The 11812-nt window shown below is 53.5% G+C and carries 12 protein-coding genes and 1 pseudogene; 8 read left to right on the top strand and 5 right to left on the bottom strand.

Annotated features, from left to right (window positions below; all coding sequences use genetic code 11):
• Positions 1-43: 43 nt before the first annotated feature.
• The 3 genes and pseudogenes from QVF11_RS13085 to QVF11_RS13075 all read right to left on the bottom strand — a co-directional run.
• Positions 44-946, bottom strand: a pseudogene (locus tag QVF11_RS13085) (Zn-dependent oxidoreductase); the annotation flags it as partial.
• 10 nt (positions 947-956) lie between these two features.
• Positions 957-2171, bottom strand: coding sequence for a starvation-sensing protein RspA (gene rspA, locus QVF11_RS13080; protein ID WP_110274093.1), 1215 nt, complete (start codon positions 2169-2171; stop codon positions 957-959).
• A gap of 207 nt (positions 2172-2378) precedes the next feature.
• Complete coding sequence (locus tag QVF11_RS13075) at positions 2379-2705, bottom strand: YnfA family protein (RefSeq protein ID WP_110274092.1); 327 nt, start codon at positions 2703-2705, stop codon at positions 2379-2381.
• 138 nt (positions 2706-2843) lie between these two features.
• On the opposite strand from QVF11_RS13075, the gene QVF11_RS13070 reads away from it, so the two are divergent.
• Together QVF11_RS13070 and speG are read left to right on the top strand one after the other, a co-directional pair.
• On the top strand, positions 2844-3185 hold the full coding sequence (locus tag QVF11_RS13070) for a DUF1283 family protein (RefSeq protein WP_142513889.1): 342 nt from the start codon (positions 2844-2846) through the stop codon (positions 3183-3185).
• Between the two features lie 67 nt (positions 3186-3252).
• Positions 3253-3813: a spermidine N1-acetyltransferase gene (speG, locus tag QVF11_RS13065; protein WP_112214309.1), complete on the top strand. Its 561-nt coding sequence runs from the start codon at positions 3253-3255 to the stop codon at positions 3811-3813.
• Here speG and QVF11_RS13060 read toward each other — a convergent pair.
• Positions 3807-4517, bottom strand: coding sequence for a YnfC family lipoprotein (locus QVF11_RS13060; protein ID WP_287857324.1), 711 nt, complete (start codon positions 4515-4517; stop codon positions 3807-3809). The genes speG and QVF11_RS13060 overlap by 7 nt on opposite strands.
• Before the next feature lie 102 nt (positions 4518-4619).
• Here QVF11_RS13060 and QVF11_RS13055 point away from each other — a divergent pair, with 102 nt between their 5' ends.
• The 6 genes from QVF11_RS13055 to clcB all read left to right on the top strand — a co-directional run bounded on the left by QVF11_RS13055 (position 4620) and on the right by clcB (position 11154).
• Positions 4620-4871, top strand: coding sequence for a DUF1161 domain-containing protein (locus QVF11_RS13055; protein WP_110274088.1), 252 nt, complete (start codon positions 4620-4622; stop codon positions 4869-4871).
• A gap of 275 nt (positions 4872-5146) precedes the next feature.
• The gene (gene ynfE, locus QVF11_RS13050) at positions 5147-7582 is read left to right on the top strand and encodes a selenate/tellurate reductase subunit YnfE (protein ID WP_287857322.1); all 2436 of its coding nucleotides are present in this window, start codon (positions 5147-5149) and stop codon (positions 7580-7582) included.
• Positions 7583-7592: 10 nt separating this feature from the next.
• Positions 7593-8210, top strand: coding sequence for a DMSO/selenate family reductase complex B subunit (locus tag QVF11_RS13045; RefSeq protein ID WP_112214312.1), 618 nt, complete (start codon positions 7593-7595; stop codon positions 8208-8210).
• 1 nt (position 8211) lies between these two features.
• Entirely contained in the window at positions 8212-9069 is an 858-nt protein-coding gene (locus tag QVF11_RS13040) for a DmsC/YnfH family molybdoenzyme membrane anchor subunit (RefSeq protein WP_112214313.1), read from the top strand.
• Between the two features lie 38 nt (positions 9070-9107).
• On the top strand, positions 9108-9716 hold the full coding sequence (gene dmsD / locus QVF11_RS13035; protein ID WP_287857319.1) for a Tat proofreading chaperone DmsD: 609 nt from the start codon (positions 9108-9110) through the stop codon (positions 9714-9716).
• A 142-nt stretch (positions 9717-9858) separates the two neighbouring features.
• On the top strand, positions 9859-11154 hold the full coding sequence (clcB, locus tag QVF11_RS13030) for a voltage-gated ClC-type chloride channel ClcB (protein WP_287857318.1): 1296 nt from the start codon (positions 9859-9861) through the stop codon (positions 11152-11154).
• Here clcB and bioD read toward each other — a convergent pair.
• Positions 11107-11802, bottom strand: coding sequence for a dethiobiotin synthase (gene bioD / locus QVF11_RS13025; protein WP_142513892.1), 696 nt, complete (start codon positions 11800-11802; stop codon positions 11107-11109). The two genes, clcB and bioD, sit on opposite strands and share 48 nt — an antisense overlap.
• Positions 11803-11812: the final 10 nt, after the last annotated feature.

Below are 11812 nucleotides of genomic sequence, written 5' to 3'. Positions count from 1 at the left end.
GGCTCCAGATGACAAACATGATCTCATATCAGGGACTTGTTCGCACCTTCCCTTGCTCTAACCAATCAATTACCACCGGGAATTTATTGGCATTCAGGCGTGACGAGAAAATAGATAACTCTTTCCCGGTAATGCCTTGTTGCACAACCTGAGAGGGTTCTGTTGAGAATCCCATCAACACAATTCTTGCCGCCGGCGAGGCTAACGTGACGGCTTCTTGCAAAATAGTCGGATGACAGGCGGCGTCAATAATCAGCGTCGGCTGTATTCCCTTCTCTTTCAGCGTTTCGGATAACGGCTTCTCGCCATTATTGATAACCCAATCCGCTCCGTTGCGCTGCGCCATCTGCAGACGCTCATCAATCCGGTCAACCACGATCACTTGCTTAACGCGGTACACCCGTTTCAGTACCTGGATAGTCGTCAGACCCATCGGCCCAGCCCCGTAAACCAGCGCAACATCCTGATCAGTTGGCGAGACATGTCCGGTAACGTTAGCCGCAATAGTGAAAGGTTCAATCATCACCGCATGTCGATCAGAAACCGGATCCGGTACCAACCAGGCATTTTTAGCCGGCACGACGGCGTACTCGCTAAAACCGCCATCCCGATGAACGCCCAGCACCACTAAAGAGGTACACACGTTCGGTTTTCCCACTGAGCAAGGATAACAATGACCGCAGCTAATCACCGGGTCAACGCTGACGCGCTGGCCAACGGCTTTATCAGTGACACCTTCACCAACCGCATCAATCTCGCCGAAAAATTCATGCCCTATCACGCGCGGATATTTAGCAAATGGGTTGTGCCCGCGATAAATATGGCTATCAGAACCGCATATTCCCGCCAGTTTTACTTTGACCCGCACTTCCCCTGCCGCAGGTTGCGGAATTGGACGCTCTTCAACCACTAACTCGTTAGGTTGGCGAATAACAATACTTTTCATTTCTTTCTCCTCACCAGTTCCACAACGTGCCGTCTTCCAGACGGGCTACCGGCAAATAAGCAGGTTCATAGGGATATTTCGCTGCCAGCTTTTCATCAAATTCGATGCCCAGGCCCGGCTTTTCACCCGGATGCATATAGCCATTATCAAACGTCCAGCTATGCGGGAAGACTTCCAGCATTTGCTCGGAATAGCCCATATATTCCTGCACGCCAAAGTTCGGCACCCACAGATCGAAATGCAGCGCTGCGGCCATACAAACTGGCGACAGATCCGACGGCCCGTGCGAACCGGTGCGCACTTGATAGAGCGAAGCAAAATCGGCAATACGGCGCATACCTGTAATCCCACCTGCGTGAGTAATGGTGGTGCGGATATAGTCGATCAATTGTTCTTCAATCAGCTGCTTACAATCCCAAATACTGTTAAAGACTTCCCCAACCGCAATCGGTGTGACGGTATGCTGACGAATTAAGCGGAAGCACTCCTGGTTCTCTGCCGGAGTCGGATCTTCCATCCAGAACAGGCGATAATCTTCGATACTTTTACCAAAGCGCGCCGCTTCAATTGGCGTCAGGCGGTGATGCATGTCATGGAGCAAATGTTCGTTAAAACCAAACTTTTCGCGCACGGCAGCAAACAACTGCGGCGTAAAATCGAGGTATTTTTCTGTCGACCACAGCTGCTCTTCCGGCCACTGCCCTTTGGTAGCCGGTTCATAGGCCTGACCTTTGCCTTTCGCCATGCCGTAGGTGGTTTTCATACCCGGTACACCGCACTGCACGCGAATGGCCTTGAATCCCATCTCCTGGTGGCGAGCATAATCATCGAGTACTTCATCAATGGAGTGGCCCGTGGTGTGGCAGTAAACCATGACCCCTTCCCGCGATGCCCCGCCCAGCAGTTGATACAAAGGCATGCCTGCTGCTTTTGCTTTAATGTCCCATAGGGCCATATCGACGGCGGAAATGGCCGACATCGTCACCGGGCCGCGACGCCAGTACGCGCCTTTATAGAAAAACTGCCAGATGTCTTCAATTCGGTGCGCATCACGCCCAACCAGCTGCGGACATAGGTGATCGCGCAGATACGATGCGACTGGCAGCTCACGACCGTTCAGCGTGGCGTCACCGTAGCCAATAATTCCGTCATCGGTGGTGATTTTAAGGGTGACAAAGTTACGTCCTGGACAAGTGACGAACACTTCAGCGGCAACGATCTTCATCTCATTTTCCTTACATCTATACGATTAGTGAATAAAATTAAAACATCAGACCTACTACCATACAAGTATGACTATCAAAAAGAATGCGTTCGATCACATTATCTCGGTAGCCAAAATGGGATCTCAAAAGACGGGAATGAATTAAGACGGGAATAAATAATCCGGACCAATGCGGGTTTGGTCCGAATGATTAACTCAAGGCGATCGCTATGCTCGCCCCCATCCAGCCACAATGATTAGCATCCCGCACAGCGCAATCAGCGCCCCTGCCCAGTCGTAATGACTCAGTTTTACGCCATCAACGAAACGCAGCCAGAGCAGCGCCGTACAGACATAAACACCGCCGTAAGCCGCATAAACGCGTCCGCTGGCTTCCGGATGCAGCGTCAACAGCCAGACAAACAACGTTAGTGCCAAAGCAGTCGGAATCAACAGTAACGGGCTTGCCCCACGTTTCAGCCATAGCCAGGGTAAATAGCAGCCGATGATTTCACACAGGGCGGTAGCAAAGAAAAGTAATGTTGTTTTTAGCATTTAAAGATTCGTAAAGGGGACAATGAATTAATCTATTCTACGCAATAATGTCCCATAACCAGGTCTGTTTTGTCGGGTATGCCGTCGAAAAGAGATGTAGTAAACTCAGACTAAGGGGATCACTTAAAGGAAATCGTGATGAATATGACATTGAACAAACGCTGGTGCCTGACCGCTATGCTGGCGCTGAGCGCGGTAATCTTTACCGCGTCGTCGTTTGCCAAAACTGACAAGCTGGTGATTGAATCCGGCGATAGCGCGCAAAGCCGCCAGCAGGCCGCGATGGAAAAAGAACAGTGGAACGACACCCGTTCTTTACGCCAGAAGGTCAACACGCGTACCGAGAAAGAGTGGGACAAAGCCGACGTGGCTTTTGACGCTCAGGACAACTGCCAGAAGAGCGCGAACGTTAACGCGTACTGGGAACCCAACACCCTACGCTGCCTTGATCGCCGCACTGGCCGTACCGTAGCACCGTAATCTATGGCGCCTGCGGGCGCCACAATTCATACAACTGCGCAATAACTCACAGGTATTAGGTATTCCCATGACTGACGCTCATCACGTCAAACTTCGCCCGCTCGAGCGCGAAGACTTACGCTTTGTCCACCAGCTCGATAATAACGCCAGCGTTATGCGCTACTGGTTTGAAGAGCCTTATGAAGCCTTTGTCGAACTTTCTGATCTGTACGATAAACATATTCACGACCAGAGCGAACGCCGCTTTGTCATTGAATGCGACGGTGAAAAAGCCGGCCTGGTGGAACTGGTGGAAATCAATCACGTTCACCGCCGTGCGGAGTTCCAGATAATTATTTCACCGGATTATCAGGGGAAAGGTCTGGCAACCCGCGCTGCGAAGCTCGCAATGGACTACGGCTTTATGGTGCTCAACCTCTATAAGCTGTATCTCATTGTTGATAAAGAGAATGAAAAGGCAATTCACATTTACCGCAAGCTCGGTTTCATAGTGGAAGGTGAACTCATTCATGAATTCTTCATCAACGGCGAATATCGCAATACTATCCGCATGTGTCTGTTCCAGCACCAGTACCTGATCGAGCACAAAGCACCGGGTCAGACGTTGCTCAAGCCGACGGCTCAGTAATACTCGATGGTGTTTTTGATAGTGTAGTGGTAAGTCAGCGGGGGCTGGACACTGTTATCGACCATCTGCTGCTCGCAGCGAGTCGGGTTGTAATAATCATCGTATTCGCAGGTCTGCTGTACGCTGCCAACCGGATTATCATCTGAAACCAATACGGCGCTATAGTTCAACTTCTGACGTGAGTCGGCTGAAGGTGTCAGCGTTACCGCATAACGCGCATCTTTAGCCGTCGTGATTTTCCCCAGCGGAAAACCCTCGCTATCATAGCGATAAGAGGTCTTTGTTTTTTTACCCATTGACGTTACGATAAAACCATTATCATCCATCTCCCACTTCATCCCTTCAGACACCATTTCAGCCAGCTGGCATTTCCCCTGCAAGCGCAGGCGTTTTTCATGAGTTTCAGAATCAAGGTAGTAATTCGCATCCAGCAACCACGCCCCATAGGTGTTCTCTTCACGATTATCCAGAGCGATAAGATCAAAGCACCCTTCGTTTGACAAACGCGCTCTCACCTCTTTAATCGCTTTATCATGTTCATCAAATAGCGTCTGAGTAAACTCCTTCACCGGCCCGCGCAGCGGATCGAACTCAAATTCGTTAGAAAAACTCGCCATTTCCGGCGTAAACGCTTGTGGCGCAGCCTTTTCATCGCAGGCGCTAAGCGCCCATACCACCGATACCAGCAAAAACAGTCTTTTCACGCGCGATTCCCTTTGTGCATAGTGCAATCATATTAGCAAATACAATTGTTTACACCACGTCTGCTATGCTTAAATCTGGATAAGGTCAATAAGGAGTTTATGATGAAATTATCACCCTGGCTATGCGCGGCCCTGCTGCTGGGTTCAGCATCCGCTTTGGCAGCACCCGACTCATGCGAGCGGGTTAAAAACGATATTCAGCAAAAAATCATCAATAACGGCGTCCCTGAATCAGGGTTTAGCCTCGCGATTGTCCCGAACGATCAAACCGATCAACCCGGAGCGCAGGTTGTCGGCCACTGCGCCAATGATACGTTTAAAATTATCTACACCCGCGACAGCGACTCACAGTAACCTCCTGCCGTTTTGTTGTATACCCAAAATAATTTGAGTTGCGTGAAGGCGGCAAGTGAGAGAATCCCCAGGAGCTTACTGGAGTAAGTGACTGGGGTGTACGAACGTAGCCAACGCACAAGCAACTCGAAGTATGACGGGTATAAAGGTCTTATCCCTCGGTTGACCGGGGATAAGATCTTCCTAACCCCTTTTAAGTATTATTTCTCACTCCACACCACCATTTTACGGCGGCGTCGGCGCTATACCATTATAACAAGATCATGGAGTGAGCTATGTCTAATCAGGAATATCCCCGCGGCCTCAGCCGTCGAACGCTAATTAAATCATCCGCCCTTGGCTCGCTGGCTCTTGCGGCTGGCAGTCTATCGTTACCTTTTAGCCTGCGTACCGCTGCTGCTGAGGTTTCGCAAGCGACCCAGAGCGAAGAACGTATTGTCTGGGGCGCCTGCTCGGTCAACTGCGGCAGTCGCTGCGCCCTGCGTTCGCACGTGCGCGATGACGAAGTTGTCTGGGTAGAAACCGATAATACCGGGCCGGATGTTTATGGTGATCATCAGGTTCGCGCCTGCCTGCGCGGCCGCTCTATTCGTCGCCGCATTAATCATCCTGACCGCCTCAATTACCCGATGAAACGCGTCGGTAAACGCGGCGAAGGTAAATTTGTCCGTATCAGTTGGGAAGAGGCGCTGGATACGATCGCCGAGAATCTCAAGAGAGTGGTCAAAGACTATGGCAACGAAGCAGTTTATCTCAATTACGCCACCGGCATCGTCGGCGGCAATATGACCCGTTCCTCTCCTGCGGCCTCTCCCGTAAAACGCCTGATGAACTGCTACGGCGGTTCACTGAATCTGTACGGCTCATATAGCACCGCTCAGATTTCCTGCGCGATGCCCTACACTTACGGCAGTAATGACGGCAACAGCACCTCCGATATTGAAAACAGCAAACTGGTGGTCATGTTCGGCAATAACCCTGCGGAAACCCGCATGAGCGGCGGCGGCATTACCTATTATTTAGAGCAGGCACGCGAGCGTTCAAACGCGCGAATGATCGTTATTGACCCGCGCTACACCGACACCGCCGCCGGTCGTGAGGATGAGTGGATCCCCATTCGCCCCGGTACCGATGCCGCGCTGGTGGCAGGCGTCGCCTGGGTGCTGATTAACGAAGGCCTGGTCGACCAGGCGTTTCTCGATGAATATTGTGTCGGTTACGATGAAAAAACGCTTCCAGCAGATGCCCCGGCAAACGGGCATTACAAAGCGTATATTCTTGGCACAGGCGATGACGGCATTGCCAAAACCCCACAGTGGGCCTCACGTATCACCGGCATTCCCGTTGACCGTATTGTGAAGCTGGCCCGGGAAATAGGCAGCACCAAACCGGCTTATATTTGCCAGGGATGGGGGCCGCAGCGCCAGGCCAACGGTGAGTTGGCATCCCGCGCCATAGCCATGCTAGCGATACTCACCGGTAACGTCGGTATTAACGGCGGCAACAGCGGGGGAAGAGAATCTACCTATACCATCACCATTGAACGCCTGCCGGTGTTGGAGAATCCGGTTAAAACCGCCATCTCCTGTTTTAGCTGGACCGATGCCATCGATCGTGGCGCAGAGATGACCGCCACCCGCGACGGCGTGCGCGGTAAAGAGAAGCTGGATGTACCGATTAAATTCTTCTGGAACTACGCCGGTAACACCATCATCAACCAGCACTCTGACATCAACAAAACCCATGAGATCCTGCAGGACGAAAGTAAGTGCGAGATGATCGTGGTTATCGAAAACTTTATGACCTCGTCGGCTAAATACGCCGATATCCTGCTGCCGGACCTGATGACCGTCGAACAGGAAGATATTATTCCCAACGACTATGCCGGTAATATGGGCTACCTCATCTTCAGTCAACCAGTCACTTCAGGCAAGTTTGAACGCAAGCCCATCTACTGGGTGCTCTGTGAAATCGCGAAACGCTTAGGCGATGATGTTTATCAGAAATTTACCGAAGGCCGTACCCAGGAGCAGTGGTTACAGCATCTGTACGGCAAAATGCTGGCAAAAGACCCGGCGCTACCGAGCTATGACGAGTTGAAACAGATGGGCATCTACAAGCGCAAAGACCCTAACGGACACTTCGTCGCTTATCGTGATTTCCGCAAAGACCCGCTTGCGAATCCGTTGAAAACCCCATCGGGTAAAATCGAAATATACTCCAGCCGACTGGCAGATATCGCTACCAAATGGCAACTGGAAAAAGATGAAACCATCAGCCCGCTGCCGGTCTATGCCTCCACCTTCGAAGGCTGGGATGACCCACTGCGTGATAAATTTCCGCTGCAAATGTTCGGTTTTCACTACAAAGCGCGTACCCACTCCAGCTACGGCAATATCGATGTGCTACAGGCCGCCTGCCGTCAGGAGGTATGGCTCAACCCGCTGGATGCCGAAAAGCGCGGGATTAAGAACGGCGATATGGTGCGAGTATTCAACGCTCGCGGTGAGCTGCGGATCCCGGCCAAAGTAACCCCACGCATCATGCCCGGCGTGTCGGCAATGGGTCAGGGCGCATGGCATGATGCCAACATGAGTGGCGATCGCGTCGATCACGGTGCTTGCATCAATACGATCACTACCCATCGCCCATCGCCGCTGGCTAAAGGCAATCCGCAGCATACCAATCTGGTCGAAATCGAGAAGGTTTAAGGAGTAAACCATGAGTACACAGTATGGATTTTTTATCGATTCCGCCCGCTGCACCGGCTGCAAAACCTGCGAGCTGGCCTGTAAGGATTATAAAAACTTAACCCCGGACGTCAGCTTTCGCCGCATTTATGAATACGCAGGTGGCGACTGGCAGGAGGATAACGGCGTCTGGAATCAAAACGTCTTCGCCTATTATCTCTCGATCGCTTGTAACCACTGTGAAGATCCGGCCTGTACTAAGGTCTGTCCCAGCGGCGCAATGCACAAACGCGATGACGGGTTTGTGGTGGTGGATGAAGAGGTTTGCATCGGTTGCCGTTATTGCCATATGGCCTGTCCTTACGGTGCACCGCAGTACAACGCGGCGAAAGGTCATATGACCAAATGCGACGGCTGCCACACTCGGGTTGCCGAAGGCAAAAAACCTATTTGCGTCGAGTCTTGTCCATTACGGGCGCTCGATTTTGGACCTATTGAAGAACTGCGCCAAAAACATGGCCAACTTGCCGCCGTCGCACCGCTGCCGTCGGCACACTTCACCAGGCCGAGTATCGTTATCAAACCGAATGCCAATGCGCGTCCGTGTGGCAATACCACCGGCTATCTGGCTAATCCAAAGGAGGTGTAAAATGGGAAATGGATGGCATGAATGGCCGCTAGTACTGTTTACCGTGCTGGGGCAAAGCGTCGCTGGGGCGATTATCGTCGCCGGACTCGGCTGGCTATCATTGAACAACAATTCTGAAGCTCAGCAGCGCCTGGTGCGCAGTATGTTTTTTCTCTGGCTGCTGATGGGAATTGGCTTTCTCGCTTCAGTCATTCACCTCGGTTCACCACTGCGGGCATTTAACTCGCTTAACCGCGTTGGTTCATCGGCATTGAGTAACGAAATCGCCAGCGGCGCGCTGTTCTTCGCCGTGGGTGGAATCTGGTGGCTGCTCAACATTCTCGGAAAAATGCCGCGAATATTGACTAAGGCATGGCTGCTGCTGACCATGCTGCTCGGCTGCCTTTTCGTGCTTGAGATGACTCTGGTATACCAGATTGATACCGTACCAACATGGTATAACGGCTACACTACTGCCTCATTCTTTCTGACGATGGTGCTGTGTGGCCCGCTGTTTGCCGCCCTGCTGCTGCGCATCGCCAACGTACCTTTTAATGGCAGAGTGTTCGCCTCAATGAGCGCCCTGGCGCTGTTGGCCAGCCTGGCGGTGGTGATTTTACAAAACACCGAACTGGCGGAGATCCACAGTTCAGTCCAGCAGGCCAGCGCCCTGTTACCGGATTATGGCTGGCTGCAAATCCTGCGCTTAGTACTGCTGACGCTGGGCCTCGGCTGCTGGATTTGCCCGCTGGCAAGACGCAAAAACCCGCATGTCGCCAGTCTGGTGCTCGGTTTGATTCTGGTTTTGCTCGGTGAGTTCATCGGGCGCGGCCTGTTTTATGGTCTGCATATGACCGTCGGTACGGCGATTGCCGGTTAAAAATGGGTGCAGCCGCACCCACAGTGTAAGGAAAAAGTATGATGCAACCGCAAGACCGTGACGCCGTCGCCCTTAGCGCCCGTACGCTGGGCGCATTGTTTTCCTTTGCTCCGGATAGCCCGCAGGCCGCCCCGCTGATCGCCGCTTTTCGCGACGGTAGCTGGCAGGCTGAGTGGCCTTATGCGGTCACCGATACGCTAACGACGCAGTTCTCGACGGCTGACGATGAACCGTTGCCGCAAGCCTGGCAACGCTTATTTATCGGTCCGTGGGCGCTGCCTGCACCGCCCTGGGGCTCCGTGTGGCTGGACAAAGAAAGCGTGCTGTTCGGCGATTCAACGTTGGCGCTACGCGAGTGGATGCGCGCGAATGGCATCAGTCTGGCAGAGCAGCGTTCTGAACCGGAAGATGGCTTCGGTACGTTGCTGCTGCTGGCCGCCTGGCTTTGCGAATCAGGTCAGGATGAGGCTTTTACGCAGTTGCTTGCCTGGCATCTGCTACCGTGGTCAGGCCGTTTTCTGAGCGTGTTTATCGCTGATGGCGGAAATCCGTTTTATCAGGCGCTGGGCCAGTTGGCGCTAGCAACGCTCGCTCAATGGCAAGAACACATACCCTGCGCGGTCGCTGAAAAACCGCTCTATCGGTAATCCTCCGCGCCATGCCTGCCCCACAGTCATGGCGCACTAAGTGACACCGTCACTTAAAAACCAATGTAAGCACTTATAGCTTTTGCGTATATCCTTATTTCCAATCACAATAAACCATAATTTCCACTACCCGTACCCTCTGATGCACCGTCTGCATAGTTATCCTGATGTCCAGGTCATGTTTCGTCGCCTGTTAATTGCCACGTTAGTCGGCATCTTTGCCGCACTGGCGGTCGCCCTGTTTCGCCATGCCATGGCTGGCCTGGAAAGCCTGTTTCTCAGCAATGACAGTGGCAGCCTGGTGAATGCTGCACAATCACTCCCCTGGTGGCGGCGGCTGTTGACGCCTGCGCTTGGCGGGATGGCCGCGGGATGCCTGCTTTGGCTCTGGCAACGCCGCACGGTTGAGCGCCCTCATGCGCCAACCGACTACATGGAAGCTCTGGAAACCGGGGACGGTGTGTTTGATACACCTGCCAGTCTGGTGAAATCGCTGGCTTCACTGCTGGTGGTCGCCACCGGCAGCGCCATTGGTCGCGAGGGGGCGATGATCCTGCTGGCGGCGCTGGCGGCTTCGCTGTATGCCCGCCGTTTTACGCCAAAAGACGAGTGGAAGTTATGGGTCGCCTGCGGTGCCGCCGCCGGGATGGCAAGCGCCTATCACGCGCCGCTGGCCGGCAGCCTGTTTATCGCCGAGATATTATTCGGCACCCTGATGCTGGCCTCGCTTGGCCCGGTAGTGATTGCCGCCGTCGTTGCCCTGTTGCTGACCAATCTGATGAACGGTGGGTCAGCACCGCTTTATCACGTTGAATTCCACGACACCCTGCGCGCAACGCATTATGCTCTGATGCTGGCAACCGGCCTGTTAGCTGGGCTATGCGGGCCGCTCTTTATCTGGCTGATGAGCTTCAGCCATCAATGTTTTGTTCGCCTTCGCCTGACTCCTCCGCGGCAGTTGGCGCTGGGAGGCATCATCGTCGGTCTGCTGTCGCTGATCACCCCGGCGGTCTGGGGGAACGGCTATAGCGTGGTGCAAAGCTATCTTCTGTCGCCGCCACTGTTTAGTGCCGTGATTATCGTCTTTGTGTGCAAACTGCTGGCGGTGCTGGCGAGCAGCGGTTCCGGCGCTCCGGGTGGGGTCTTTACGCCTACGTTGTTCGTGGGGCTGGGGATAGGCATGCTGTTCGCCAGCTTTACGGGGCTGTGGCTGCACGATTATCAGGAAATAGCGATTATGATTGGTTTAACCGGCATGGCGACATTTCTGGCAGCCACAACCCACGCACCGATTATGTCAACGCTGATGATATGTGAAATGACCGGACAGTACGTTTTACTGCCCGGTTTATTGATTGCCAGCGTACTGGCGTCGGTGCTATCGCGGACGTTACGCCGGGATTCTATCTACCGCCATCACCTCGCCGAGCATCGATAAGTCAATATACTGGCTCAGTTCGCGCTGTTCGGCGCGCGGTAAATAAGGCAGCTCGCCGATAAGCGGCGCGGGCAGTTTTTTGCTCAGTACGTCGATGATTTCAGCATAGTGCGCCAGACCGGGGTTGATACGGTTGGCCACCCAGCCAATCAGCGGCAAACCATCGTTGGCAACGGCCTGCGCGGTCAGCAGGGCGTGGTTGATGCAGCCTTCCTGAATACCCACCACCATCAGTACCGGAAGCTGTTCCTGCACCACCCACTCTGAGAGCGGACGCAGGTCGTTCATCAGGCTGCGCCAGCCGCCGGTGCCTTCGACCACCACGTGATCGACCTGACCGCTCAGGCGCTGGAGGCCATCCGACAGCAGACTGTAGTTAATTGGGCAGCTATGCGCCACGCTGCTTTCATCTTCGCTTAACGCGATGGGATTGACAGCGTCATACGGCAGCACCAGCGAAGAAACGCTCTGTAAAACCAGCGCGTCTTTATTCCGCAGTCCATCCGGCGTCTCTTTGCTGCCCTTCGCCACAGGCTTGTACCCGGCCACGCTTTTGCCGCTGGCAGCAAGTGCCTGCAACAGCGCACGGGAGACCACCGTCTTCCCGACAGCAGTGTCAGTACCTGTTATGAAGAAACGCTTAAACATCACTAGCCCC

Source organism: Klebsiella sp. (genome assembly GCF_027492335.1).
GTDB classification, from domain to species: Bacteria; Pseudomonadota; Gammaproteobacteria; order Enterobacterales; family Enterobacteriaceae; genus Klebsiella; species Klebsiella huaxiensis.
Note: the sequence above shows the minus strand (reverse complement) of the source record. Positions and strands in the feature narration are given on the sequence as shown.

What these genes read in the sequence shown, in the direction of transcription:
- bioD (WP_142513892.1), bottom strand. Translation starts at nt 11,802, where the DNA reads ATGTTTAAGCGTTTCTTCATAACAGGTACTGACACTGCTGTCGGGAAG.
- rspA (WP_110274093.1), bottom strand. Translation starts at nt 2,171, where the DNA reads ATGAAGATCGTTGCCGCTGAAGTGTTCGTCACTTGTCCAGGACGTAAC.
- QVF11_RS13040 (WP_112214313.1), top strand. Translation starts at nt 8,212, where the DNA reads ATGGGAAATGGATGGCATGAATGGCCGCTAGTACTGTTTACCGTGCTG.
- QVF11_RS13070 (WP_142513889.1), top strand. Translation starts at nt 2,844, where the DNA reads ATGAATATGACATTGAACAAACGCTGGTGCCTGACCGCTATGCTGGCG.
- speG (WP_112214309.1), top strand. Translation starts at nt 3,253, where the DNA reads ATGACTGACGCTCATCACGTCAAACTTCGCCCGCTCGAGCGCGAAGAC.
- clcB (WP_287857318.1), top strand. Translation starts at nt 9,859, where the DNA reads ATGCACCGTCTGCATAGTTATCCTGATGTCCAGGTCATGTTTCGTCGC.
- QVF11_RS13055 (WP_110274088.1), top strand. Translation starts at nt 4,620, where the DNA reads ATGAAATTATCACCCTGGCTATGCGCGGCCCTGCTGCTGGGTTCAGCA.
- ynfE (WP_287857322.1), top strand. Translation starts at nt 5,147, where the DNA reads ATGTCTAATCAGGAATATCCCCGCGGCCTCAGCCGTCGAACGCTAATT.
- QVF11_RS13045 (WP_112214312.1), top strand. Translation starts at nt 7,593, where the DNA reads ATGAGTACACAGTATGGATTTTTTATCGATTCCGCCCGCTGCACCGGC.
- dmsD (WP_287857319.1), top strand. Translation starts at nt 9,108, where the DNA reads ATGATGCAACCGCAAGACCGTGACGCCGTCGCCCTTAGCGCCCGTACG.
- QVF11_RS13075 (WP_110274092.1), bottom strand. Translation starts at nt 2,705, where the DNA reads ATGCTAAAAACAACATTACTTTTCTTTGCTACCGCCCTGTGTGAAATC.